Source organism: Acidovorax sp. FG60, from assembly GCF_057808995.1.
This window is the reverse complement of the sequence record NZ_JBMDJC010000011.1, coordinates 1-26,870: the sequence shown is the minus strand read 5'-3', so window position 1 is coordinate 26,870 and position 26,870 is coordinate 1. Positions and strand designations below refer to the sequence as shown.

16 protein-coding genes are annotated in these 26,870 nt (G+C 65.7%); 8 read left to right on the top strand and 8 right to left on the bottom strand.

The annotated features are described in order from the left end of the window. The first annotated feature begins 14 nt into the window (after positions 1 to 14). The 6 genes from ACODS0_RS17090 to ACODS0_RS17065 all read left to right on the top strand — a co-directional run bounded on the left by ACODS0_RS17090 (position 15) and on the right by ACODS0_RS17065 (position 11,514). The gene (locus ACODS0_RS17090) at positions 15 to 3,305 is read left to right on the top strand and encodes an efflux RND transporter permease subunit (protein ID WP_488836117.1); all 3,291 of its coding nucleotides are present in this window, start codon (positions 15 to 17) and stop codon (positions 3,303 to 3,305) included. Then, positions 3,302 to 6,484: an efflux RND transporter permease subunit gene (locus tag ACODS0_RS17085; RefSeq protein WP_488836116.1), complete on the top strand. Its 3,183-nt coding sequence runs from the start codon at positions 3,302 to 3,304 to the stop codon at positions 6,482 to 6,484. Before ACODS0_RS17090 ends, ACODS0_RS17085 begins: the two co-directional genes overlap by 4 nt. Before the next feature lie 9 nt (positions 6,485 to 6,493). Next, on the top strand, positions 6,494 to 7,930 hold the full coding sequence (locus tag ACODS0_RS17080; protein ID WP_488836115.1) for an efflux transporter outer membrane subunit: 1,437 nt from the start codon (positions 6,494 to 6,496) through the stop codon (positions 7,928 to 7,930). A gap of 107 nt (positions 7,931 to 8,037) precedes the next feature. After that, positions 8,038 to 8,862 carry an undecaprenyl-diphosphate phosphatase gene (locus ACODS0_RS17075; RefSeq protein ID WP_121422620.1) on the top strand — a complete coding sequence of 275 codons (825 nt, stop codon included), beginning with the start codon at positions 8,038 to 8,040 and terminating at the stop codon, positions 8,860 to 8,862. A gap of 10 nt (positions 8,863 to 8,872) precedes the next feature. Next, on the top strand, positions 8,873 to 9,718 hold the full coding sequence (locus tag ACODS0_RS17070; protein ID WP_233573352.1) for a MipA/OmpV family protein: 846 nt from the start codon (positions 8,873 to 8,875) through the stop codon (positions 9,716 to 9,718). A 464-nt stretch (positions 9,719 to 10,182) separates the two neighbouring features. Then, positions 10,183 to 11,514 carry a diguanylate cyclase domain-containing protein gene (locus tag ACODS0_RS17065; RefSeq protein WP_431152317.1) on the top strand — a complete coding sequence of 444 codons (1,332 nt, stop codon included), beginning with the start codon at positions 10,183 to 10,185 and terminating at the stop codon, positions 11,512 to 11,514. Positions 11,515 to 11,558: 44 nt separating this feature from the next. On the opposite strand, the gene ACODS0_RS17060 is transcribed toward ACODS0_RS17065, so the two are convergent. From ACODS0_RS17060 to ACODS0_RS17030, 7 genes are all read right to left on the bottom strand, one after another. After that, entirely contained in the window at positions 11,559 to 13,043 is a 1,485-nt protein-coding gene (locus ACODS0_RS17060) for an FAD-binding oxidoreductase (protein WP_488836114.1), read from the bottom strand. A 118-nt stretch (positions 13,044 to 13,161) separates the two neighbouring features. Further along, positions 13,162 to 14,829 carry a diguanylate cyclase gene (locus tag ACODS0_RS17055; protein WP_255577540.1) on the bottom strand — a complete coding sequence of 556 codons (1,668 nt, stop codon included), beginning with the start codon at positions 14,827 to 14,829 and terminating at the stop codon, positions 13,162 to 13,164. A gap of 161 nt (positions 14,830 to 14,990) precedes the next feature. Beyond that, positions 14,991 to 16,772 carry a diguanylate cyclase domain-containing protein gene (locus ACODS0_RS17050; protein ID WP_488836113.1) on the bottom strand — a complete coding sequence of 594 codons (1,782 nt, stop codon included), beginning with the start codon at positions 16,770 to 16,772 and terminating at the stop codon, positions 14,991 to 14,993. A 17-nt stretch (positions 16,773 to 16,789) separates the two neighbouring features. After that, on the bottom strand, positions 16,790 to 18,262 hold the full coding sequence (locus ACODS0_RS17045) for an oxygenase MpaB family protein (RefSeq protein ID WP_488836112.1): 1,473 nt from the start codon (positions 18,260 to 18,262) through the stop codon (positions 16,790 to 16,792). Beyond that, entirely contained in the window at positions 18,259 to 19,080 is an 822-nt protein-coding gene (locus ACODS0_RS17040; protein WP_488836111.1) for a carotenoid biosynthesis protein, read from the bottom strand. The genes ACODS0_RS17045 and ACODS0_RS17040 overlap by 4 nt, the downstream gene beginning before the upstream one ends. A 184-nt stretch (positions 19,081 to 19,264) precedes the next feature. Then, the gene (locus ACODS0_RS17035) at positions 19,265 to 20,086 is read right to left on the bottom strand and encodes an alpha/beta fold hydrolase (protein ID WP_176888823.1); all 822 of its coding nucleotides are present in this window, start codon (positions 20,084 to 20,086) and stop codon (positions 19,265 to 19,267) included. A gap of 42 nt (positions 20,087 to 20,128) precedes the next feature. Then, the gene (locus ACODS0_RS17030; RefSeq protein WP_010459683.1) at positions 20,129 to 20,956 is read right to left on the bottom strand and encodes a proteasome-type protease; all 828 of its coding nucleotides are present in this window, start codon (positions 20,954 to 20,956) and stop codon (positions 20,129 to 20,131) included. A gap of 319 nt (positions 20,957 to 21,275) precedes the next feature. Here ACODS0_RS17030 and ACODS0_RS17025 point away from each other — a divergent pair, with 319 nt between their 5' ends. Then, on the top strand, positions 21,276 to 22,484 hold the full coding sequence (locus tag ACODS0_RS17025; protein WP_488836110.1) for an alpha/beta hydrolase family protein: 1,209 nt from the start codon (positions 21,276 to 21,278) through the stop codon (positions 22,482 to 22,484). 62 nt (positions 22,485 to 22,546) lie between these two features. Here the strand turns inward: ACODS0_RS17025 and mutS are convergent, their stop codons facing one another. Further along, positions 22,547 to 25,165 carry a DNA mismatch repair protein MutS gene (gene mutS / locus ACODS0_RS17020; protein ID WP_488836109.1) on the bottom strand — a complete coding sequence of 873 codons (2,619 nt, stop codon included), beginning with the start codon at positions 25,163 to 25,165 and terminating at the stop codon, positions 22,547 to 22,549. A 282-nt stretch (positions 25,166 to 25,447) separates the two neighbouring features. Between mutS and ACODS0_RS17015 the strand changes: the two genes are divergently transcribed. After that, positions 25,448 to 26,870: PAS domain-containing protein (locus ACODS0_RS17015; RefSeq protein WP_488836108.1), on the top strand; the 1,423-nt coding region annotated here is incomplete at its 3' end.

The following is a 26,870-nucleotide window of genomic DNA, read 5'->3' as shown; positions in this document are numbered from 1 at the left end:
CGCGACACGACAACATGAGTCCTTCACGTCCATTCATTGAAAGGCCCGTGGCCACTGCGCTGCTGATGATTGCCATCGTGCTGGCAGGGCTGGTGGGGTTCCGCTTTCTGCCGCTGTCGGCCTTGCCCGAGGTGGACTACCCCACCATCCAGGTGCAGACCCTGTACCCGGGGGCCAGCCCCGAGGTCATGAGCCGCACGGTGAGTGCGCCGCTGGAGCGCCAGTTTGGCCAGATGCCCGGGCTCACGCGCATGGCGTCCACCAGCGCCTCGGGGGTGTCCATCATCACGCTGCAGTTTGGCCTGGGGCTGGCGCTGGATGTGGCCGAGCAGGAGGTGCAGGCGGCCATCAACGCGGGCAATTCGCTGCTGCCCGCAGACCTGCCCGCACCGCCGGTGTACGCCAAGGTGAACCCTGCCGACGCGCCGGTGCTCACGCTGGCCATCAGCTCTGACACGCTGCCGCTCACCGAAGTGCAGAACCTGGTGAACACGCGCCTGGCGCAGAAGATCAGCCAGGTTTCGGGTGTGGGGCTGGTGTCGCTGGCGGGTGGGCAGCGGCCTGCCGTGCGCATCCAGGCCGACACCAAGGCGCTGGCGTCGTACGGCATTGGCCTCGATACCCTGCGCACGGCCATCACGTCGGCCAACGCCAACAGTGCCAAGGGCAGTTTTGACGGCCCGCAGCGCTCGTACACCATCAATGCCAACGACCAGTTGCTGACGGTGGACGACTACAAGAACCTCATCGTGTCGTGGCGCAACGGCGCGCCGGTGCGCATGCTGGAGGTGGCGCGTGTGGTGGAGAGTGCGGAGAACAACCGGCTGGGCGCGTGGGCGGGGCTCAACGACCTCCAGAGCGCGGCGCCGGGCCGCCCCAAGCAAGCGAGCGCCCCCCGGGGGGGCAGCGAACCACACGAAGTGAGGAGCGTGGGGGCTTCTAGCACGCCTGCGCCGGGCCGCCCCCAGCAAGCGGACGCGCCCTCGGGGGGCAGCGAACCACACGAAGTGGGGAGCGTGGGGGCTTCCATCACTCCAGCGATCATCCTCAACGTGCAGCGCCAGCCGGGCGCCAACGTGATCGCCACGGTGGACAACATCAAGAAGCTGCTGCCCGAGCTGCAGGCGGGCCTGCCCGCATCGCTCAAGGTGCAGGTGCTGTCGGACCGCACCACGGGCATCCGGGGCTCGGTCCACCATGTGGAGCTGGAACTGGTGCTGGCCGTGCTCATGGTGGTGCTGGTGATCTTCTTCTTTCTGCACAGCCTGCGCGCCACGGTGATTGCCAGCCTGGCCGTGCCCATTTCGCTCATTGGCACCTGCGGCGTGATGTACCTGCTGGGCTACAGCCTCAACAACCTGAGCCTGATGGCACTGACGATTGCCACCGGCTTTGTGGTGGACGATGCCATCGTGATGATCGAGAACATCGCGCGCTACCTGGAGGAGGGCGAGCCGCCGTTCCAGGCGGCGCTCAAGGGCGCGACGCAGATTGGCTTCACCATCATCTCGCTCACGGTGTCGCTGATCGCGGTGCTGATCCCGCTGCTCTTCATGAGCGATGTGGTCGGCCGGCTTTTTCGCGAGTTCGCGGTCACGCTGGCCATCACCATTCTCATCTCGGGCGTGGTGTCGCTCACCCTTGTGCCCATGATGGCTGCGCGCTGGCTGCGCGCCGAGCCCGCTGGGGGCCCGAAGGGCGTGGCGGGCCGTATCAACAGGGGTTTCGAGCGGGTGATTGGCGGCTATGACCGCTGGCTGCAGTGGGTGCTGCGCCACCAGGGCGCCACGCTGGTGGTGGCGGTGATGACGCTGGCCCTCACGGCGCTCTTGTATGTGGTGATCCCGAAGGGGCTTTTTCCCACGCAGGACACCGGGCAACTGCAGGCGCGCGTCGAGGCGTCGCAAGATGTCTCGTACGCCCGCATGAGTGAACTCCAGCAAGCCGCCGTACGCACCATCTTGCAAGACCCCGACGTGTTGTCGCTCAGCTCGTTTGTGGGTGTGGATGCGGCCAACAACACCATGCTCAACGCCGGGCGCATGCTGATCAATCTCAAGCCTGACCGCGACGGGCAGGAAGCCATCATGCAGCGGCTGCGTGAGCGTGTGCGGTCTGTGGCGGGTGTCACGCTATACCTGCAGCCCACGCAGGATCTGACGATCGATGCGGAAACCGGCCCCACCGAGTACCGCGTGTCGATTGGCGGTGTGGATGCCGCGCAGGTCAACGACTGGACCCGCAAGCTCGCCGAGCGACTGCAGCGCGAGCCCAAGGTGCGCAACGCCACGACCGATGCGGGCGCGCAGGGCCTGTCGGCCTTTGTGGACATTGACCGCAACACGGCATCCCGCCTGTCGGTCACGGCCAGCAGCGTGGACGACACGCTCTACAGCGCGTTTGGCCAGCGCATCGTGTCCACCATCTTCACCGAGACCAACCAGTACCGCGTGATCCTGGAAGCCCAGCAGGAAGGCATGAACACGCCCGAGGCCCTGGGCACCTTGCAGCTGCGCACAGGCTCCGGCACGCCCACGCCGCTGGCGGCTGTGGCCACCATCCGCGAGCAACTGGCGCCGCTGCAGATCACGCGCGTGGCCCAGTACCCGGCGGCAACGCTGGGGTTTGACAAGGCCGAGGGCGTGTCCTTGGGCAGTGCGGTGGATGCCATCCGCGCTGCCGCCAAGGAGATCGGCATGCCGCAGGGCTTGTCGATGGAGTTCCTGGGGGCTGCCGGGGCTTACGAAAAATCGTTGTCGAGCCAGCTGTGGCTCATTCTGGCGGCCATGGTGTGCGTGTACATCGTGCTCGGCGTGCTGTACGAGAGCTATATCCACCCGGTCACGATCCTCTCCACCCTGCCTTCCGCCGGGGTGGGGGCGCTGCTGGCGCTCATGGTGTCGGGCAACGACCTGGGGGTGATCGGCATCATCGGCATCATCCTGCTGATCGGCATCGTCAAGAAGAACGCGATCATGATGATCGACTTCGCCATCGACGCCGAGCGCCACCAGGGCATGGGGCCGCAGCAGGCCATCCACCAGGCCGCGCTGCTGCGCTTTCGCCCCATTCTCATGACCACGCTGGCGGCGCTGTTTGCCGCGCTGCCGCTGATGCTGGGATGGGGCGAGGGGGCGGAACTGCGCCGCCCCCTGGGGCTGGCGATTTTTGGCGGCCTGATCCTGAGCCAGATGCTCACCCTGTTCACCACGCCGGTGATCTATCTGGCGTTTGACCGGCTGGGCCGCCGCTGGACGGGCCGGGGCACGGCGGCGGCGCCGGTCCAGGCCGGGGAGGTGTCGTGAATCTCTCGCGCCCCTTCGTCGAGCGGCCGGTCGCCACCGTGCTGCTGACCATTGGCGTGGCCCTGGCGGGGATCGCCGCATTTTTTGTGCTGCCCGTATCGCCTTTGCCGCAGGTGGACTATCCGGCTATTTCGGTCTCGGCCAGCCTGGCGGGCGCCAGCCCCGAAACCATGGCCACCAGCGTGGCCACCCCTCTGGAGCGGCGGCTGGGGGTGATTGCCGGGGTCAACGAAATGACCTCGACCAGCTCCAACGGATCGGCGCGCGTGAGCCTGCAGTTCGACCTGAACCGCAATATCGACGCGGCTGCGCGCGAGGTGCAGGCCGCCATCAACGCGGCGCGGGCCGACCTGCCCGCCACGCTGCGCAGCAACCCCACGTACCGCAAGCGCAACTCGGCGGCATCACCCGTCATCATTCTGGCGCTGACCTCCAAGACGCGCACGCCGGGTGAGATCTACGATGCCGTCTCCAACGTGGTGAGCCAGCGCCTGTCGCAGGTGGACGGTGTGGGCGAGGTGGAGATTGGCGGCGGCTCGCTGCCCGCCGTGCGGGTGGAGCTGCTGCCCTTTGCGCTCAACCGCTACGGCATCAGCACCGAAGACGTGCGCGCTGCCATCCAGGCCTCCAACGCCAACCGTCCCAAGGGCGCCATCGAAGGCGACGGGCGCCGCCTGCAGATCTACACGCCATCGCCCGCGCGCAAGGCGGCAGAGTACGAATCGCTCATCGTCGCCTGGCGCAACAATGCCGCCGTGCGGCTGGGGGATGTGGCGCGCGTGGTGGACGGGGTGGAAAACCGCCGCACCGTGGGGCTGTTCAACGGCGATCCCGCCATCATCGTGCTGGTCACGCGCCAGCCGGGTGCCAACATCATCGAAACGGTGGATGCCGTGCGCGCGCTGTTGCCCGACCTGCAGGCCCAGCTGCCGCAGGACATCCAGGTGGCCGTGGCGTCGGACAGCACCAACTCCATCCGTTCGTCCCTGCATGAAATCGAGCTGACCCTGATGGTCTCCATCGCCCTCGTGGTGCTGGTGGTGGGCCTCTTCCTGCGCAAGGCGCGGGCCACGGTGATCCCGGCGGTGGCCACTGTGGTGTCGCTGCTGGGAACCTTCGGCGTGATGTACTTCCTGGGCTTCAGCCTCAACAACCTGAGCCTGATGGCGCTGACCGTGGCCACAGGTTTTGTGGTGGACGATGCCATCGTGGTGCTGGAAAACACCATGCGCCACATCGAGGCCGGCATGGACCGCATGCAGGCCGCGCTGCAAGGTGCGCGGGAGGTCGGCTTCACCGTGCTGTCGATCAGCCTGTCGCTGGTGGCGGTGTTCATTCCGCTGCTGTTCATGGACGGCCAGGTGGGGCGGCTGTTCCGCGAATTCGCCATCACGTTGTCAGCGGCAGTGATGATTTCGCTGGTGATCTCGCTCACCACCACGCCCATGATGTGTGCGTGGCTGCTGCGGGCGCACGACCCGGCCAGCGACAAGCCCCCGTCGCGCCTGGCGCGGTGGGCAGAGCGCGGCTACCAGGGCGTGCTGCGCGGGTATGGACACAGCCTGGACTGGGCCCTGGCCAGCAAAGGCCTGGTGGTGCTCATCCTGCTGGCGGTGATCGGGCTCAACGTGTACTTGTTCGCGAAGATCCCTAAAGGGTACTTCCCCGAGCAGGACAACGGCCAGCTCAACGCGGGCCTCAGGGCCGACCAGAGCATTTCGTCCGAAGCCCTGGCGCGCAAGCTGCGCCAGGCCGTGGAGATCATCCGCAAGGACCCAGCGGTGGACACCGTCGTCGGCTTCTCGGGTGGCAGCCGGGCCGGGGGTGGGTTCATGTTTGTGAACCTCAAGCCTTTGAAGCAGCGCACGGACAGCACACCGGCCGTCATTGCGCGGCTGCGGCCGCAGCTCAACCAGATCACCGGCCTCAGGGTGTTTCTGAACCCCGTGCAGGACCTGCGCATGGGCGGTCGCTCCAGCAACTCCACCTACCAGTACACGCTCAAGAGCGACAACATGGCGGACCTCAAGCAATGGGCGGGCAAGCTGGCCGACCGGCTCAAGGACGAAAGCCTGCTCAAGGACGTGGACACCGACCAGGCGGAGAACGGCGTGGAGACCTATGTGGAGGTGGACCGCGACAGCGCTTCGCGCCTGGGCGTGAGCGCCTCGGCCATCGACAACGCGCTGTACAACGCCTTCGGCCAGCGTTCGGTGGCTACGATCTATGGCGAACTCAACCAGTACGCCGTCATCATGGAGTGGGCGCCGGAGTACACCCGGGGCCCGCCGGCCCTGAAAGATATCTACGTGGCCAGCAACCCGACCGGTGCCACGGGTACGGCCGCCAACCCGGGCCAGCGCGGTGCGTCCACGGGCAATGTCATCAGCACTGCGGCATCGACCATGGTGCCGCTGAGCGCCGTGGCGCGCGTGGTGGAGCGGGCGTCACCCACGTCCATCAGCCACCAGGATGGCGAGCTGGCCACTACCATCTCGTTCAACATCGACCCCGGAACCTCGCTGGCGCAGGCGCGCCAGGTCATCGAGCAGGCCGAGGCCGACATTGCCATGCCCACCGACGTGCGCGGCAGCTTCCAGGGCACGGCGCTCAGCGCCCAGCAGTCGCAGGGGCAACAGCTGTTCCTGATCCTCACCGCCATCGTGGTGATCTACATCGTGCTGGGTGTTCTGTATGAAAGCCTGATCCACCCGATCACGGTGCTGACCACGCTGCCGTCGGCTGGGGTGGGCGCCGTGCTGGCGCTGCTGCTGTTCAACATGCAGTTCACCATCATTGCGCTCATCGGCGTGTTCCTGCTGATCGGCATCGTCAAGAAGAACGCGATCATGATCATCGACTTTGCGCTGGACGCTGAGCGCGCGCGCGGGCTCACGGCCCTGGAGGCCGTGCGCGAAGCCTGCCTGCTGCGGTTTCGCCCCATCCTGATGACCACGATGGCTGCTGCGCTGGGTGCACTGCCGCTGGCCATCGGCTTCGGGCAGGGCTCGGAGCTGCGCCAGCCGCTGGGCGTGGCGATCATCGGCGGGCTCATCGCGAGCCAGTTGCTCACCTTGCTGACGACGCCGGTGGTGTATGTGCTGCTCGACAAGCTGCGCAAGCCCGCACCCAACGAACAACAACTCAGCCGCGCCGGATCCCCCGGTGCCGCTGTCTGATTGCGCACCATGACCCGTCCCTTCATCCCCCTCGCACCGGGTGCACGCGCCGCACGCTGGGCCAGCCTCGGGCTCGCGCTGACGCTGCTGTCTGCCTGCTCCGTCACTCCGCCGTACCAGCGCCCCGAGATGCCTGTGCCGGCCACGTTCAAGGAGGCGGGCGCCACCTGGGCGCCAGCCGCGCCTGCCGACGCGCTGGACCGTGGACCCTGGTGGGAGCTGTTCGGAGACGCCGAGCTGAACCGGCTGGCGGAGCAGGTGCAGCTATCCAACCAGAACATTGCCGCAGCAGTGGCTGCCTATGCCCAGGCGCAGGCCGTGGTGCGGCAGCAGCGCGCGGGGCTGCTGCCTTCCGTCAGCCTGTCGGGCGGTGCCACGCGTTCGGGTGGCGAGGGCGCCAGCCGGTCCGGCACCACGACCCAAGCCTCGTTGGGGGTGGACTGGGCCCCGGACCTGTGGGGGCGGCTCGAAAGCGGCGTCAACAATGCCCAGGCCAGTGCGCAAGCCAGCGAGGCCGACCTTGCGTCGGCCCGCCTGTCCGCCGTGGGCAGCCTGGCCTCTGCCTATTTCCAGTTGCGCGAGGCCGATGCGGAAATCGGGTTGCTGCAGGCCACGGTGGAGGGCTACGAGCGCAGCCTGCAGATTGCCAGGAATCGTTATTCCGCCGGAGTGGTGGCCCAGACCGATGTGCTGCAGGCGCAGACCCAGCTGGCAAACGCGCGGGCCGACCTGGCCACCGCGCGCCAGAACCGGGCGCGGTTCGAGCACGCGCTGGCGGTGCTGACGGGGCAGGCGCCCTCCGACTTCGTCGTGCCCAGTGCACCGTGGGTGGCCCAAGTGCCCGAGGTGCCACCAGGCGTCCCCTCAACCCTGCTGCAGCGCCGCCCCGACATCGCGTCGGCAGAGCGGGCCGTGGCCGCTGCCAACGCGCAGATCGGCATCCAGCGCGCGGCGTACTTTCCCAGCCTGAGCCTGGGCGCCACCCTCGGCAGCGGTGGCAGCAGCGTGGCGGATCTGTTCAAGGCGTCGGGCACTGTGTGGTCGCTGGGTCTGTCCATTGCACAGACTGTGTTTGATGCAGGTGCCACCGCCGCCCGCGTGGAGGAGGCGCAGGCTGCACGCGATGCCCGTGTGGCCGTCTACCGCCAGACCGTGCTGACGGCCTTCCAGAGCGTGGAAGACCAGCTCACCGTGCTGCGCACCCTGCGAGAACAGGAGCCCCTGCGGCGCGAGGCCGTATTGGCCGCCGAACGCACGGCGCAGCAGCTGCTCAACCGCTATCGCGAAGGCCAGGTGGGCTACACCGAGGTGGTGACCGCGCAAGTATCAGCGCTGTCTGCCCAGCGCGCCCTGCTGCAGCTGCAGGTCAACCGCCAGCTGGCCGTGGTGGCGCTGGTGCAGGCGCTGGGGGGCGGGTGGCAGGCGCCGTGGCAACCCCCTGCCTGAAGGCCGCGCCAGGTTGTTGGGCATATACTCCTGTTTTGATAGCTGCTAGCGCTTGATAGATAAGCGGTAGAGCCTAATTTGATTCAAATTTATCTCAAGGAGTGTGCGTGGACGTTGTATTGCTGGTCAAGGCCGCCATCATGGGCGTGGTCGAAGGCCTGACGGAGTTCCTGCCCATTTCTTCCACGGGGCACCTGATCCTGGCGGGCTCTCTGCTGGGGTTTGATGACGCCAAGGCCAAGGTGTTTGACATTGCCATCCAGACCGGTGCCATCTTTGCGGTGATCCTGGTGTATTGGCAGAAGATCCGCGCCACGCTGGTGGCCTTGCCCACGCAGCGGCAGGCGCAGCGGTTTGTACTCAATGTGCTCATCGGGTTTTTGCCCGCTGTGGTGCTGGGCCTGTTGTTTGGCAAAGCCATCAAGGCCCATCTGTTTACCCCTGTGGTGGTGGCCAGCACCTTCATCATTGGGGGCTTCATCATTTTGTGGGCAGAGCGCCGATCTCCTGCGGCCACCCGCATCCAGTCGGTGGATGACATGACGCCGCTGGACGCCCTCAAGGTGGGCCTGGTGCAGTGTCTCGCCATGGTGCCGGGCACCAGCCGCAGTGGCTCCACCATCATCGGGGGCATGCTGCTGGGCCTGTCGCGCAAGGCAGCCACCGATTTTTCGTTCTTTCTGGCCATTCCCACGCTCATTGGCGCGGGGGTGTACAGCCTGTACAAGGAGCGCGCGCTGCTGTCAGTGGCCGATCTGCCCATGTTCATCACCGGGCTGGTCTTTTCTTTCCTGAGCGCCTGGCTGTGTGTGCGCTGGTTGTTGCGCTACATCAGTACCCATAGCTTTGTACCGTTTGCGTACTACCGCATCGTGTTTGGCATCGTTGTTCTGGTGACAGCATGGACTGGATGGGTGCAGTGGGCGGACTGATAATCCACCCATGAGCCGTTTTGCCCCCATTGCACCCCTGGTTTCTTGTGCTTCGTTGCTGGCTTGCCTGTGCTCCTGGCCGGCGGCGCACGCCGCGGATGCGCCTGCGGCCGAAGAGCCGCCCAAACCGTTGTTCAACTACGCGCTGGGCGCCATCGTGGGCTCCAGCCCGGACTACGCGGGCGGTGATGGGCGCAAGAACAGCTTGCGGCCCGCATGGGCCATCGAATATGGACGTTTCAGGCTCAGTACCTCGCGTGGCAGCGCCTTCATGGGACATGGGCTGGGTCCGCGCGAATCGGGTGCCAGTGCCACGCTGGCGCAGGGAGATCAATTCAACCTGAGCGCCTCGCTGCGCATCGACAAAGGCCGTGACGGCTCGGACGCACCGATCCTGGTGGGGTTGCCCTCGGTCCGGTCCACGCTGCGCGCGCGGGTGAGCGCTGGGTATGCGCTGACGCCACGGTGGTCTGTGGGCGCCGGGCTTTCGCAGGACATTCTGGGGCGCGACGGCGGCGCGCAGTTGTCCACCAGCGTGGGCTATACCTGGCCCGTGACCGAGCAGACCAAAGTCACTTTCGGCGCAGGCGCGAGCTTTGGGGATCGCACCTATCTGCGCGGTCATTTTGGTGTGCCTGCGGGTGGTTCCGGGGCCTTGCCTGCCTTTGATCCGGGCGCAGGCCTGTACAGCGTGGATGCCGGGGTGGAGGTCATGTCGGCCATCAATCGCCACTGGGTGATTCTGGGTGCGGCGCGTGTATCGCAGCTCAAGGGCGACGCCCGCCGCAGCCCGCTCACCGTCGAGCCCACAGGGTATTCCGTGTCCGTCGGCCTGGCATACCGCTGCTGCCGTTAGTCCACTGAAACCGAGAAATCGGCTGTGCCTGAGGGTCTGGCAGGGCCGCCCTCTGGGCGGCGGGCGCAGGCGGGTTGCATACCCGGCGAGCACGGCAACGACGAGGGCGGCCCTGCCAGACCCTCACCCTTCGGGCCGGGGTGGCAGCAGGCGCATCGCTGCGTTGCGGGCCTTGCCAAGGCGGCCAGCCTTGGCCGCAGCCCGCGCCTTGCGCTGCACCCGCTGCCACCTCGGCACACAGCCGATTTCTCGGTTTCAGTGGACTAGCGTGCAACACCGTGCGGGAGCTGGCCTTTTGCGAAGGCCCGTGGGGCCTGCGGGGGCTCCATGGGCCGAAAGTGATAAGCTGGCGCTGACACACTGTTACCTGTAGCAGGGCGATGCAAAGCGGCCACCGCGAAGGAGGTGCAGCGTTGGATCGCCCCCTCTGTCGATGACCATCTCCCCGCCGGGGCTATCGCCGCATGATGCAAGACGAGCCTGAGTTGTCGCAGCCCCCCACAGCCGTCCATCAGGATTCCTGGTCCAAGGCTGAATTGCTGGATCTGATCACCCGCAGCGCGGGTGCCACCATGGCCGTGATCGACCGCAGTCTGGCCATGATCTATGTCAACGAGGAATACGCCCGCTGGTTCGGCGCCGTGCCCCAGCAGTTGGTGGGGAAAACCCTTGTCGAGGTGTATGGTGAGAGCGACTGCGCCCGATTCATGCCCTTCGTCGAGCGTGTGCTGCAGGGCGAGCGGGTGCAGTACCAGCGCCTTCTGCGCACACCGTATGGCATTGATGAATGGCGCACCATCTGCCTGACCCCCTGGCACAACCGGCAGGGGCTGGTGGACGGCTTCATCACCACGGCGCTCGACGTTCATGAACTGCAGGTCACCATGAATGCGCTGCGCGCTGCCAACCAGCGGCTTTCCTCGCACATGGAAAACAGCCCGCTTGCGGTGCTGGAGATGGACCACAACCTCAGGCTCCTGCACTGTTCGCAGCGCGCTGTGCAGCTCATGGGCTGGCTGCAGGTGGCGGGGCTGGAGGGGCGGTTGCTGACGGAACTTGTGGATCCCTCACTTCAGGACGATGGGCTTCAGAGTGCGCTACAGCGCCTGCAGACGGGGCAGGAGTCCCAGAACCGCGCGGAGACCTGCTTTGTGCGGGAGGACGGTAGCGAAGTGCATTGCGAGTGGTTCAACTCCGCACTGACCGACGCCCAGGGGCAGGTCACATCGATCATGGCGCTGGTCCAGGATGTCTCGGCCAAGATCCAGATCGCCCGCCAGCAGCACTATTTGGCCAACCACGATTCACTCACGGGCCTGCTCAATCGTGCGGCTTTTCAGAGCCGTCTGGAGCAGTCCCTGACGCAGGCGCGATGCAATGCCGGGTCTGTGGCCTTGCTGTTCATCGACCTCGATGGGTTCAAGGGGGTGAACGACGCCGAAGGCCATCGCGCCGGTGATGAAGTGCTGCGCATTGTGGCCCAACGCATTGCCAGCACGGTGCGTGCGGGCGACACCATGGCACGCCTGGGTGGCGACGAATTCCTGGTCATGCTCGACCGAGATGTCACCCGCGACGTGACCGACACCATCGGCCACCGCATCATCGAGGCATTGCACCAGCCCATGGTTGTGGAAGGGCGTGACCTTTTCATCGGCGCCAGCATTGGCGTGGCCGTGTATCCCCCGCTGGAGGGGGATATCGACGCCCTGATGAACCGCGCCGACCAGGCGATGTACTCGGCCAAACGCGCGGGCAAAGGCCGGCTCCATTACGCGGAAGCGGCCCGTTCCTGAGCGGTGGTCTACCGCTCCAGGGAGGCTGGCCTGCAGCGCCTCCTCTATAGGCTGGGCAGCCGGACGCTCTGCTGAAAGTGGAAGAAGTTCCCGGGGTCGTACTGGGCCTTGACCTGCTGAAGCTGCGGGTATGCAGGGCCCCAATAGGCCTGGGCAAAGTCCTGCAGGCTTGCGTCGGGATAGTTCTGGTACACGTGGCCGTTCAGGAAGGGTTTGACCAGGTTCATGAACCCATCGAGCCAGGCTTCCATCTGGGCCCGCTCGGTGTCATTGGTCCAGAACACGTCCACCACGAGGTCGGCATCCACATGGCGGTGGATGAAAGCGCTGTCGGCCACGGGATAGCGGTTGATGGCGCCGCCATAGGGTTCCAGATAAGCCAGCGACCAGGGGTTGGGCGAGGTCTTGAAGTAATCGATGATGCGTTGCCAGTCGGCTGTTGACAGCGGCGTGCTGATGTAGCCGCAGGCCTTGGTTTCCGCCACGCCGTCGGGCAGGTTGTCTGGCAAGGTGTAGGGGTGGCCTTCCAGCCAGATATTCATGTCGGGGTAGGTGCCCGTCTTGTCCACCAGCAGCTGTGCGCTCGGTATCGCCATGAGGCGTGCAATGGCCTTCATGCCCTCATCGCGCGTGCCGCAGAACATGCCTTGCACCATGTAGACCGGCGTACTGTTCTGGTAGCCCAGGTTCATCATGTAGCCCAGGGCATCGGGTGCGCCGGTTTTCATGTAGTGGGCTTGCATCGTCGTCAGGACTTCGGCGGCATGCGCGGCGTCCCAGCTGATGGCCCAGGCCCACACCTGGTCCAGCCGGTGCATGCGGTAGGTGACCTGCAGCAACACACCAAAGTTGCCGCCCGTGCCACCGCGCATGGCCCAGTAGAGCCCCGGGTTCTCCTGCGCGCTGGCCGTGACGATGCTGCCGTTGGCAAGCGCCACCCGGAACGATTCCACCAGATCGCTCTGGATGCCGAAGGCCCGCGACGTATAGCCGTAGCCGCCACCCTGCACGAAGCCCCCCACGCACACGCTGCCGCACGCTCCCGTGGGCACATGCCAGCCGGTGTGGTTCATCGCGCCGTTGAAATGGTCGAAATCGGTGCCCGGCAGCACATGCACGCGCTCGCGGGGTGGGTCCAGCATCACGCCTTTCAGGTCGCTCAGGTCCACCACCATGCCGCTGTTGACGGAGTAGCCTGCCGTGCTATGCCCGCCGCAGCGCACGGCCACCCACAGGTTGTAGGTGCGGGCCACGGCAAGGCATTCAAGCACATCGTGTTCGCAGGCGCAGTAGACGATGATCTCGGGATAAGCCTGAAACGCGGGGTTGGATTCTTGCCGCGCAGCGTTGTAGTCGGGGCTGGATGGCAGCACGATGCGGCCCACCAGCTTGGCCTCCAGCGCAGCCACGGCGTCCCAGGTCAGGGTTGCGCCCGGCGCGTTCGGTGCGGCCTGGCGTGTAGCCAGCGACTGAAAATGCGCAATGCGGGCGTCTTTGGCAATGCGGGCGGGACTTTTGCGATGGGCCATGGTGAACAATCCTTGGGTGGTAACGCGAAGCCCCGTGTTTAACGGAAGCCAGGCCGTTTGACCAGTTCGGAATGGCCCTTGTGGCTCAGCCGCCGGGTGCGGTGTGCACTGGTAGCGCTCAGGCCGACGACAGCGCCAGGTCCCCGGTGTTGCGGCGAAGGCAGAATTTCCCTCCTTGCTTGCCGCTGTACATTGCCGCATCCGCCAGCTTCAGCAGGCCCAGTGCGTCGTTGCTGTCGTCCGGTGCAATCGCGTAGCCGATGGTCAATCCCACTTCCACCTGTAGATCGCCCAGCGAGAAAGGGGTGCGAAAAGCTTCCAGCAGTTTGAGCCCCAGCTCCTGGGCTTGCTGGCTGCTGCCAAGGTGGCCCGCCATCACCACAAATTCATCGCCGCCCAGGCGCGCTACCACGTCACTCTGGCGCACATGGCCTTGCAGCCGACGGGTCACGGCGATCAGCAGTTCATCGCCCACATCGTGGCCGTGCCGGTCGTTGACGGGCTTGAAACCATCGAGGTCCATCACGTACACGGCCAGCAGGCTGTTGGGGCCGCTGTGGGGCAGGGCGGAGGCCAGGGCAATGCTCAGGCCACGCCGATTGGGCAAGCCGGTCAAGGGGTCGGTATGGGCCAGCGAGTGCATCGCGTCGCGCTCGCGGTTGGCATCCAGCGCCTCCAGCCGCAATGCCTTGGTGCGCAGGCCCAGCACGCGCATGAAGAGCAGCATATCCAGCGTTGCACCAAACTGGAAGGAATGCAAAGTCCAGAAATTCACCGGCACCCAGCCGTTGATGACGCCGATGACGATCGCGGTCGCAATGAAGTAGACCAACCAGGCCAGCAGCAGGCTGGTTCCAACCCCATCACCCCGGATCGCACGGCGTGCCGCACCGGGGATGCCCATCAGGGCGGGTACCAGGCCCAGGATGCTCACAATGGCTGCAATGGCGCGGGTGGAGATGGCATCCAGTCCGTATGCCAGTGCAAGGAGCACACACAGTGCCGCTCCACAGCGCATGAAGCGCAGAAAGCGTTTGTTGGAGTCGGGCTCCGACAGGGCCTGTCCGATGAAGAGGAACGAACCACAGGTGGCGAGCAAGGCAGAGAGCCCTCCCATGTGGACTTCATGCCAGAGGCTGTCGCTCCAGAGGAACTGCCGACCCACGCCGAACAGGTGCATCGAAAACAGCAGGCTGCCGGATGTGAGCAATGCGTAGTAGATGAACAGTGGCTCGCGCAGGCTCAGCCACTGGCCCACGCTGTACACAAGCAGGCACAGGGCCAGCCCGGTCAATACGCCCTGCAGCATTTGCTCGTTGACCGCCTTGCTGAGCATGGCTGCAGGCTTGTAGAACGAGATTGGCAGGATCATCGCTCCCCGGGTCTGGATGCGCACCAACAGTTCGTACTGCAACCCGGGCCTCAGATTCAGCGTGAGCGCGTGGGATCGGCTTTGCAATGGACGGTGCGCGTAAGGGTGCAGGCTGCCCAGGGTTGCTTGCTGGACCACATAGCCGCTGGTCGTGAGGTAGACGCCGATGTGGTTCAGGTCGGAGTGGTTGACATCCAGGATCCACTGGGCGTCAGACGTCGAGGCCACTTCGAACGGGATGCGCAGCCAGACTGCATCGGGCCTCACCCCCAACGTGGCGCCCACGCTAGGGGGCGGGGTGAACTTGTCGGACTGCGCCAGTACATCTTCCACTGAAAGCTGAAGGCTGGGATCGCTCAGTAGCGTGACGGCTGGCCATGCATCGATGGCTCCCCGCTCGTCGTTCAGCAGCAAGGGTGAGCTACCTGCCCACGCCCAGGGGCATACCATCAACGCCCAGAGCAAAGCCAGCCAAGGGAGGTGGTGGGGCCGGGGCCGGTTCGGCATGGGGTGACGGCGGGGCATGGTCGGGCTGGTTCAGTATAGGCAAGGCACCACGGTGCAGGAGGCCTGTTTCATGGCGCAAGCGCCAGTTCGCCACTGTTGCGCAGGATGGAGCTTTTGCCCCCTTGCTTGCCGGCATACATGGCTGCATCGGCAAGACGGATCAACCCATGGGAGTCGTCGCTGTCCAGGGGGGCCAGGGCATAGCCGATGGTCAGTCCCACCTTCAGGTTCAGGTCGCCCAGGGAGAACGGCGCATCGAAAGCGTGCAGCAGGGATCGGCCCAGCTCTTCGGCATGGTGCGGACTTTCGAGATGGCAGGCCATGACGATGAATTCATCCCCGCCCAGCCTTGCTACCAGGTCGGTCTGCTGGCGGACACTGGCTTGCAGCCGCTTGCCCACAGCCACCAGCAGGTCGTCGCCCACATCGTGGCCATGTGAGTCATTGATGGGCTTGAACCCGTCCAGATCGATCAGATACACCGCGACCAGATGGCTTGGTGAGCTGGAAGACAGCGCAAGTTGCAGCGCATGCTGCAGCCCACGCCGGTTGCTCAGACCTGTCAGTGGGTCGCTGTGCGCCAGCGAATGCATGATGTCGCGCTCGCGCAGCGCCTCCTGTGCTTTCATCCGCATGGCTTTGGCACGCAGCCCCATGACGCGCAAGAACAGCAGCATGTCCAGCGTGGCGCCGAACTGGAATGAGTGCAGCGTCCAGAAGTTCGCGGGCACCCAGCCCTGCACCAGGCACACCATGAGTGCGGCAGCCACACCGTAGGCAATCCAGGCCGCCAGCAGGGTGGTGCCGATGGGGTCTTTTTGCCGCACCCGCGTGATGGCAGCAGGCACGCTGATGAGAGAAGGCAGGGGGCCTACCAGACTCATGAAGGCGATGGCGATGGCGATGCTCAGCCAGCCCAGCGTGACGGCAACGCAGACCACTGCTGTGATCGCTGCACCTGCGCGCATGGCGCGTGCGTACCGGCTTAGCGGGTTGTCTGCCAGTGCGGCACTCAGGAACAGGAACGAGCCCGCCAGGGCAATCAACCCAGCGGCCAGTCCTGCATACCGGCTCATCCACAGATTGCCCGGCCATAAAAACTGGTCGCCAATGCCGAAGAACTGCAGCGAAAAACCCGCGCTGCCCAGCACCACCAGTGCATAAAAGCCGAACAAGTGCTCGCGCTGCGTGAACCACTGGATCAGGCTGTACGCCAGCAGGCACAACGCCAGCCCGTTGAGCAGACCCTGCAACATCTGCTCGCGCAGGGCCTGGTGCATCTGGTAGGGCATTTCGCCGACCGTGATGGGCAGGATCAGTGGTCCGGTGGCTTGCACCCGTATCAGCAGGTCGTAAGCCTGTCCGGCCTGCAGGTCGAATGCCATCGCTGGCGTGCGGCTGGATAGCTGCATCTGATCACGCTGGCTGGTACGAATCTGCTGGAGCACCCGGCCGCCACGGACCAGGTAAATCTCGGCCTGCAGCGAGCTGTAGCCGATATCCACCATCCAGGGGGCGCGCGGTGTCTTGGGCGCGACGATGGGAATGTGCAGCCACATGGCTGCCTTGTGCACACCCAGCGAGCCACCGCGCCGGGCAGGCGCCTTGAACTCATCCAGGCGTTCCAGCATGTCCTGCACCGAAAGCTGGTACGTGGGATCGGCCTTGAGCGTGATGGCTTCCCAGGCATTCATCTGCGGCCGATCCTGCGTCAGCACCAGAGGCGCGTTCGCCTGCACGCCCGCAGGCAGAGCCATGATGACGAACAGCCAAAGCAGGCTGGACGCCACGCCGCAGCGTGCACGACCAAGCCGGGTGATCGTCAGGAGGGCGCAGACCAGCGGGGACATTGGCGTGGGAACAACGGCTATGTGGGTTGCTGCGCCTGGGCGGGGTGTGCGGCAGGGGCCTGGGCGGCCAGGCCCGCGCTCCAGCTGCCGTGCGTCGTCAGCCGGTCTTCGATCCGGTTGATCCAGCCCGGCGCGTGGGGGTCATCGCTCCAGCTGTGCACCACCTCGTCCACCTGGTTGAGCAACTCGGTGGGCAGTTGGAGGGGGCGGGTCTGGCTCATCAGCACGCGGCTCATGAAGTGGTAGCCCAGGATGCGCGTGAGTGTCCTCACGATCGAGAACCGGGGCAGCACCAGGCGCAGCACGGTGTCGATGGCACGGGCGAGCAGCAACACCCCCCAGAACAGCAGCGCCGATGGCCACGGCACAGGCTGGGTCAGGCCCAGATCGCTGGCCGTGTCGCGCCCGCACAGGTAGCGGGTCATGAGTTCGGGGAAGGGTTTCACAATGTTCCAGGGCAGCGAGTTCTCCATGGTCTGCATCAAGGCCCGGCCCAGGGCAGGGCGGGGGTCCGGTGTGACGGGTTCGGCGCGGCCCCGGGCCTGCATGCGCGCCATCAGGGCCTGGCCCTGGTCCATGGTGTCCACCATCAAGGCCCGGTCGATGCCCAGGATGTGGCCCACCACGTTCCAGGCGTGCAGGTAGGCCTCTTCGTCGGCCGTGCGCAACCTCAGCCCCAAGCGGCGCAAGCTGCGCAAAAACACATAGCCAAACGTTAGCAAGGTGTAGGCCAGCTCTTCCTGGTTGCAGGGCAGTCCATCGCCTTTCAGGTTCCAGCCGCGGGCGTACAGCGTCTGGAACATGGCCTGACGCCCGCCCCCGCTGGGCAGGGCTTGTGGTGCCACGTGCCCGCTGCCCCCGGCCAGCAGCTGTTTGACGGCACTTTGCGGGCTGCCGTGCAGGATCAGGTTGCGGATGGTGGCGTGGATCAGCCGCACCTTGAGCACCTGCGCCACGCCCGCGCCGCGCTGGCTGAGGCCACCGTGCAGCATCACGGGGAAGATCATCGCGGCCGTGGACCGGATGCGGTACTCGGCGTTCTGCTCCAGCTGGCCCGAGGTGTGCAGCACGCTGGAGAGGTCGGGGATCACATAACACTCGGGCAGGCTGGCGCAAAACAGCAGGATGCACGACAGCGCCCCATGTTCCATGAACAGCTTCTCGGCACGCTCGATCTTTTTCGCATCGGCCCAGGGCGGCAGCACTTGCGCGGTCTGCACGTAGTGGTTCAATGCCCGGGCCATGGCTGCATCCACCCCGTCACCTTGGGCGGTCCAGCCCACCAGGCTCTTGTTGTCCGTCCATTGGCCGAACAGGCGGTTCACGGTGTCGATGCGCGCCCATTGCGGCGCATCCACCGCGACGTCCCCTGCGGGCCAGTCGCCCAGGATGTCGGCGATGGTCTGGTCGGCCAGGGGGTCGGCGTGGTGCTGCATACCCGCCAGTTCGGCGTCCGAGATGGTGTTGGAGTGTGACGTGTTCTGGTTCATACGCTGGCCTTTGCGGGGGCTGCCCAGCGCTGGTACCCGGCCAGCGCGCACAACAAGGGGATGCCCATCGCAAACGGCGCAATGGAGCGGATTTCCACCGGATTGCCCAGGATCATCTGAAACACCATATTGCTCCCATACAGTGCCAGCGGCACCAGGGCATGGTGGCGCAAGAACGGGCTGGATGGCTGCAGTGCCAGTTTGCGAACCGACATGCGGAAACCGAAGATGATGACGAAGGACACGAACACCCAACCAAAAAACCCCTGCACCGTCTCCCCAAACCATGCGCCATCGGTCTTGGTCATGATCCAGGCCTTGAGGGTGTACACCATGTAAGGGTCGGCGCCCAGATCAAACGCCGTGACGATCATCGCTGCCAGAAATGACAGCATGGCGGCATTGCCCAGGCCCCGCGCGCCGTCCACCGCGCTTTGCCAGACGATGAGGTTGCAGATCACATACCCCGCATAGGTCAGCGAAAACCACATCAGCGGGATGACCAGGGGCACGTCCCCCAGACGGGGACCCAGCACTTCGGTGTAGGTGTACTGGCCAAAGAACCAGCCGCGCGAGGAGCCCATCTGCTCGGCAAACCAGCCAAAACTCACGGCAATCAGCACAAACTGCAGCGCTGGCCGTGCGCCCAGCAAATGGGTGGCACTGGCCCAGCAGCAGGCAAACATCACGACCGAGGCAATCACCAGGGCAATGGTGGTGTCGTTGTGGGTGCGGACTGCGAGGATGACCAGATAGACGGCCAGCAGCACATAGCTGAGCACAGGCAATCGCGAGGCAAAGTGAGGCAGGGTGGGCATGGGGGTGTATCACACTGTAACAACTCCCCCAGTGTAGGGGATTGCTCCACTCGGGGCGAACCTTGTTTGCCCTGATCGAAGGCCGTCTTGGCGGGGCTTTTCGGCGCTATTCGGGGCATTGCAGGAGGTATTGGGTGCTATGCCGCCCCAAACCCCGCAGCCCCCCAACACTGCGGGTGGGTCGTCAGTGCTTGACCGGGTTCAGCGCCGCCAGATTGAGCAGCGCCGCCTCAATGGCCGCCGCCGTGGCCATGGGTTGCTCCATCGGAAACAGGTGGCTGCCGTCCAGCATCATGGTGCGGCCCTGGGTGATGCGCAGCGTCATCGCCATGCCCACCTGCCGCATCTCGTCCGAATCGCGCCCGCCGATGAAGGCGGCCGGGCACTGCAGGGGGTGGGTGCTGAGCAGCCGTCCCAGGTTGTGCGGCAGCGTGTTGTAGATGGCGGTTTCCACCGCGCGGTCAAAGCCCAGCACGCGCTTGCCGTCGTGGTCCACCAGGCCGTGGGTGATGTAGTCGCCCAGCACTTCGGGGTCCCAGTGCGCAAAGGCTTTCTTCTTGCGAAAGTGTTCCAGCGCCTCTTCGTTGCTGGCCCAGCTGAAGCGCCGCTGCCGACTGACCTTGCCCGGCGAGATGGAGCCCACGACCTGCGTGCGCTTGGCCACATCGACCGCGTTGGCCTTCCATCCGCCCAGCAGGGGCGAATCGATCAACAGCACACCGCGCACCAGGTGGGGGTGGCGGGCGGCGGCCATCACGCTCAAAAAGCCGCCCAGCGAATGCCCCACCAGAAATACAGGCTGGCCCAGGCGCTCCACCTGCGGCGTGGCGAAGTCTGCCAGCTGCTGCACCAGATGGGGCCAGTTGTTGGTCACCGGGTACTTGGGGTCGTGGCCGTAGCGTTCCACCGCGCTGACTTCAATCCCCCGGGCCTTGAGGTGCTGGAAGAGCACGCGGTAGGTGCTGGCCGGGAAGCTGTTGGCGTGCGAGAAAACGATGGGGAGCATGGGGATACCGGCGGGGCAGGGCGAACCCCGCCGTCAGAGAAATCAGATGAGCTTGTCGGTGTGGTTGGTGATCTTCTTGAGCGGCTTGCTGCGGGCCGGGTTCACCATGATGGGCACGGTCGTGGCGCCACCCCCCCAGGCCGGGTCTTCAATGCTGTCGAACACCTGGCGCAGTTTCTGGCCCCAGCTGTCGTGCAGCATGCGGAAGTAGGGGTTGTTCTCGTCGATGCAGACCACCTTGGAGGTCGAGAAGCTGTCGGCCTCGTACACCACCAGGTCCAGCGGCAGGCCCACCGACAGGTTGGACTTGAGCGTGCTGTCCATGGACACCAGCGCGCACTTGGCGGCTTCGTCCAGCGGGGTTTCGGGGGTGAGCACCCGGTCGAGCACGGGCTTGCCGTACTTGGATTCGCCGACCTGGAAGTACGGTGTCTCGGACGTGGCCTCGATGAAGTTGCCGGCCGAATACACCTGGAACAGGCGCATGCCTTCACCCTTGATCTGGCCGCCGAACACCATGGACACATTGAAGTCCACGCCCGAGCGCTTGAGCGCTGCGCCGTCGCGTTCGTGCACATGGCGCACCGCAGCACCGAGCACGCGGGCCGCGTCGAACATGCTCTTGGCGTTCCAGATCGAGATCGTCTCGCCCGAGTCACCGTCCTTGAGCTGCTCGGTCTGCAGGATCTCGCGCACCGACTGTGAAATGGACAGGTTGCCTGCCGATAACAGCACCATGAAGCGGTCGCCCGCCTTCTCATAGACCATCATCTTGCGGAAAGAGCTGATCTGGTCCAGGCCGGCATTGGTGCGCGAATCGGACAGGAAAACCAGCCCGGCGTTGAGTTTGATGGCGACGCAATACGTCATGGAAGAAGTGGGGTCGTTGTAAGAGGGGAACCCGCGAGTTTAGTCCGGCGTGGGAAGGCACCCTTGGGCAGAGTGCGGGCCAGTCGTCGCGTGTGCCGTAGTCGGTATCCTGTATTGATAGCAACCAACGCTTGGTGGATAAGCGCTAGAGGCCATTTTTACTCAAGAATTGGCAGATCCCGCCCTTTTCCGTTCACCCGAAGTTCCGGCGGCAGCCAAGGCAACTGCCGCCCCGGGGGTAAAGGGCTATTGCTTACGGGCCAGGCAGTATGTGCCCGTCGCTCCTATCATCCGCCGCTTCACCTGGAGGGGCCTTGCCGTGTTGAACCCACTGATTTTGTCTGGAACCCGCCGCGCCTGCGCGCTGGCCTTGGCGGCATTGCTGGCGGCCTGTGGCGGGGGCGGCGCGCAAGACCCCGGCGATGGCGGCAACACTCCGGAGCCACCTCCCGCACCGGCGCGTTCCGGCCAGCTCGAATCCGCCGCCTTGCTTGGCACCGTGCCGGCCGCTGATATCGCTGCAGCGCTGGCCGCCAAGGAGTCGCTCGCCCAGGACGTGGTGCCGCGCTACAGCGTCACTTCTTACCGGATCGAGTACCTCACCACCGATGCCGACGGCAAAGAGGTGCGCGCCTCGGGGCTGGTCAGCGTTCCGCAAAAGCCAGCGGGCGCCAAAAGCCCGGTGCTCAGTTACCAGCATGGCACCCTCTTTCGCGATGCCGAGGCGCCCAGCAACAACGCGGTTGCGTCCGAGGTGGCGGTGGTGCTCGCGTCACTGGGCTATATCGTGCTGGCGCCCGACTACGTGGGCTTTGGCGCTTCCAAGGGCACGCCCCATCCCTACCTGCTGGCGGCGCCGTCCGCAGCCGCCACGGTGGATTTTCTGACCGCCACCCGCACCTGGCGCAGCCAGGCCAACGTGGCGGACAACGGGCAGCTCTTTCTGACCGGCTATTCCGAAGGCGGCTACGTCACCATGGCAACACACCGCGCGCTGCAAGCAAGCGCTTCGCCCCACCTGCAACAGCTGCGCATGGTGGTGCCGGGCGCGGGGCCTTACAACGTGCAGACCACCATGGATGGCCTGGTGGACCTCGTGCGGCAAGAACAGCCGGTGATCGGCGCGCTCATCAACCCGGGCTTCCTGCGCTACCTGGGCGGCAGCGTGCAGCGTGAGGTGCGCCGCCTGCTGCTGCGCGCGCTGGTCCCGGGCGATGCCGATGTGGCCTACGACACACGTTTCATCGACCACTTCCTGGCCGACGACGTGTTGGCCCTGGCCAGCGCCAGCAACGTCTACGACTGGAAACCCAATGTGCCAGTGCGCCTGTACCACGGCCGCGATGACCGCACCGTGCCCTACGCCAGCTCGGTCAGCACCGTGCTCGCGATGCAAAGTCGCGGCGCGGGCGATCTGGTCAGCCTGACTGAATGCCGCGCACAACCGGTGGCCGGGCACCTGCCCTGTGTGCCGCCATTCATCACCTTCATGCTAGGGCAGCTGGCGCCGGTGGCGCAGGATCTTTAAGCCGGGCAGGTGGCGGGGCTCGCGTTGGTGGCGAGTGCTACCCGCTGGGGTGCGTGACTGCGTCAGCCCACCATCTTCTTGAGCTGGTACAGCGCATCCAGTGCTTCACGCGGGCTCAGTGCATCCGGATTGATGCCTGCGAGCGCAGCTTCCAGCGGGCTGGCGCCCGCACTCTCAGGCACCTCGGGCGCAGCGAACAGGTCCACCTGCAATTCATCTTCGCCTGCCCGCTCTTCCAGCGCCGCCAGCGCATGCCTTGCGTGGTGCAGCACGGGCGAGGGCATGCCCGCCAGCTTGGCCACCTGAATGCCGTAACTGCGGCTGGCCGGGCCGGGTTGGATCTCGTGCAGGAAGACGATGTCGGTGCCGCTCTCGGTGGCGCTCACATGCATGTTGATCGCGTGGCGCGCCTTGGCGGGCAGCTCCGTCAGCTCGAAATAGTGCGTGGCAAACAGCGTGAAGGCGCGGGTCTTGTCGTGCAGGTGCGTGGCAATGCCGCTGGCCAGCGCCAGGCCGTCGAACGTGCTGGTGCCCCGGCCGATCTCGTCCATCAGCACCAGGCTGTGGGGCGTGGCCGCGTGCAATATCTGCGCGGCCTCTGTCATCTCCAGCATGAAGGTCGATTGCGCATTGGCCAGGTCGTCCGCCGCGCCGATGCGGGTGTGGATGGCGTCGATGGGCCCCAGGCGGCAACTGGCGGCGGGCACATGGCTGCCCATGCTGGCCAGCAGCACGATCAGCGCGACCTGGCGCATGTAGGTCGATTTACCGCCCATGTTGGGGCCGGTGATGACCTGCATGCGCGTGTTGGCGTTCAGGCGCGTATGGTTGGCGATGAAGCTGCCGCTGGAGGTCTCCGCCAGGCGGGCTTCGACCACGGGGTGGCGGCCGCCTTCGATCTCGATGCAGGGCTCGGGCACAAACTGCGGCGCGCACCAGTTCAGCGTGAGCGAGCGTTCGGCCAGTGTGCACAGCACATCCAGCGTGGCCAGCGCCTGGGCCAGGCGGGTGAGGGCGGGCACGTGGGGTTGGAGCTGGTCGAGGATCTGTTCGTACAGCCACTTCTCGCGGGCCAGGGCACGCTCGTTGGCGGACAGGGCCTTGTCCTCGAAGGTTTTCAGCTCGGGTGTGATGAAGCGCTCTGCGTTCTTCAGCGTCTGGCGGCGGCGGTAGTCGTCGGGTACGCGGTCGAGGTGGCTGCCGGTCACTTCAATATAGAAGCCGTGCACCTTGTTGAACTGCACGCGCAGGTTGGGGATGCCGGTGCGGGCTTTCTCGCGGGTTTCCAGATCCAGCAGGAAGGCGTCGCAGTTGGTCTGGATGGCGCGCAACTCGTCCAGCTCGGTGTCGAAGCCGTTGGCGATCACACCGCCGTCGCGCACCAGGGCGGCGGGCTCTTCGGCGATGGCGGCCTGCAGCAGGCCGGTGCAGCCCTCGGGCGGCTGCAGGTGGCCGAAGATTTGAATCAAATAGGGCTCTAGCGCTTGTCCATTCAGCGCGAGTAGCTCTGCTTTTTGTAGCGTTTTGCCCAGGCCCACCAGTTCGCGCGGGCGCACCTGGCGCAGGGCGATGCGGGCCGTGATGCGCTCCACATCGCTCACCCCTTTGAGTTCGCCGCGCAGCAAGGCCCACGGGCCAGTGCCACCCCCAGCGCCGCCTGCACCGCGCAGCGCAGTGGTGGCCGACAGGCGTTGGCGTGCCTCGGTGCGGTCGCGGCGTGGCTCCAGCAGCCACGTCTTGAGCAGGCGGCTGCCCATGCCGGTCATGCAGGTGTCGAGCAGCGAAAACAGCGTGGGCGCATCGTCGCCACGCAAAGTCTTCACCAGTTCCAGGTTGCGCCGCGTGGTGGCGGGCAGGTCGATGAGGTCGTCGTTGCGCTGCACCTGCACGCTGTGCACGTGGGTGAGGGTGCGGCCCTGCGTGTGCTCGGCATAGGTCAGCAGCCCGGCGGCGGCGGCGTGCGATTCGCCCAGGTCTTGCGCGCCCCAGGCCTGCAGGCTGGCGGCGCCCAGGTTTTCGAGCAGCTTGCGTTCGCCCAAGGCGCTGTCGAATTGCCAGTCGGGGCGGGGGCTCATGGGGCAAGTGAAGGCGCCGCCCTGGCGCAGCACCTGCAGTTGTTGCTCGAAGCGCTCGGTCACGCCCGCGCTGTAGATCAGCTCGCTGGGCGCCACGCGCGCCAGCCAAGCGCCCAGTTCGTCCTGCGCACATTCGGCCAGGAAGACGCGGCCCTGCGTCACGCTCAGCCAGGCCAGTCCACAGCGCGCACGCGGCGCCTGGTGCACGGCCATCAGCAGCGATTCGGATTTGTCGGACAGCAGCTCCGTGTCGGTCAGCGTGCCGGGCGTGACCACGCGCACCACCTTGCGCTCCACGGGGCCCTTGCTGGCGCCCACCTCGCCCACCTGCTCGGCAATGGCTACCGATTCGCCCATCTTGATCAGGCGCGCCAGGTAGTTCTCCAGTGCGTGGAAGGGCACACCCGCCATCACCACCGGCTGGCCGCCCGACTGGCCGCGCTGCGTGAGCGTGATGTCGAGCAGCCGCGCGGCCTTCTCGGCGTCTTGCCAGAAGACCTCGTAGAAGTCGCCCATGCGGTAGAACAGAAGCGTCTCAGGATACCCGGCCTTGAGGGCCAGGTATTGCTGCATCATGGGGGTATGGTGTTCGAGCGTGTCGGACATGCTGGGGGCCGAGAAATGAGGCGTGGACTGTAGCAGTTCGCTCCACGGGCCTGCACTGCATGCGGCAGAGGGCGGAGCCCGTTGGCCCAGGCGGATACGGTCATCGCCGTGCTGCACGAAGGGCTCCGGGTTTTCCCTTGGGCAAATGCCGCAGGTTTTTATTGTTCGTTACGTTTTGACATACTCTTGCCTGTATGCTGGCACATTGGCTGTGACCCTCGGCCCCGCCTTGCGCAGGCGGGATTCCTACCCACCGCAGGCTTCAAAGGTTTCAGAGCGACCGTGATCTCGTCCGAACTGTTGACCGATCTCCTTGCCCCCGTTGGCGAGGGCCACATAGAGCCGATGGCGCAGGCGCGTCTGCAGGCGCTGGTCGATGCCGTTCCGGTGGCCTTGATGGAGTTCCGGCTGCAGCACGGCCGTCTGCTGCTGCTGGCCGCCAACGCTGCCGCACGCCGCATGCCCGGCCTGGGGGCGGTGCGCAACCCCGGAGCGGATGCCTGCGAGGTGTTTGACCTGCTGGCGGGCACCCCCCTCATGGACCAACTGCAAGGCGTGGCCCGCGTGGGTGCGCCGCTCGAATGCCGCCAGGTGGTGCGCGAGCCGGGTCGGCTGCTGCTGGCCTGGGATCTGTCAGCCCGCCGTGTGACCAGCGACTGCATCGTGGTCACTGTGCGCGATGCCACCGAGGCCGAAACCCTGCGTGCCGCGCTGGCAGCGTCCGAACGTGCCCTGGAAGAAGTGCGCCGCGAACTGCGCGAACAGACCGAGGTCTTCAACACCATGGAGAGCCTGGCCCGCACGGGCCATTGGCGCCGCATCGAAGACCCGGGCGAAACGGTGCTGCTGTGGTCGCCCGGCCTGTGCGACATCGCTGGCTTCGAACAGCAGGAATGGGTGGACCCCGAGCGCGCCGTGAGCGGCATCCTGCCCGAGGACCGCCATGTGTTCGACAAGGCCCGCATGCCAGGTGCCGGCCTGGATGTGGAATACCGCTGGCGCCGGCCCGATGGCGAAGTGCGGTGGATGCGGTCGCGCGTGCAGCGCACGTTGCCGCGCGACGGGGTGCAGGTGGTGATGGGCGTGGTGCAGGACGTGACGGACGAACACCGCGCGGCCGAACAGCTGCGCGAGCAGCTGCTGTTCATCCAGCGCATTGCCAGCCGCATCCCGGGCTTTATCTACGAGTACCGACTGCATGCGGATGGCGGCACCAGCGTGCAGTACATCAGCGATGCAGTGCGTGACTTCATGGGCGTGGAGCCGAGCCAGGTGACCGCCGACCACGGCGTGCTCATGCACCGGGTGTTGCCCGAAGACCTGCCGCAGGTGCAGCGCTCGGCGATCACGTCGGTGCGCAGGCTGGTGCCCTGGCAGTGTGAGTACCGTGTGCGCATGCCCGACGGCAGCGTGCGCTGGCACATGACCAATGCCATTCCGCACCGCGAGCCCGATGGCTCGGTGGTGTCCCATGGCTTCACCATGGACATCACAGACCGCAAGCGCGCAGAACAAGAAATCGAGCGCCTGGCCTTCTTCGACGCCCTCACAGGCCTGCCCAACCGCCGCCTGCTGCTGGACCGCCTGCAACGCTCCATCGCCGCCTGCCAGCGCACCAAGAACCTCGGCGCCCTGCTGTTCATCGACCTCGATAACTTCAAAGACCTCAACGACACCCTGGGCCACGACATGGGCGACCAGCTCC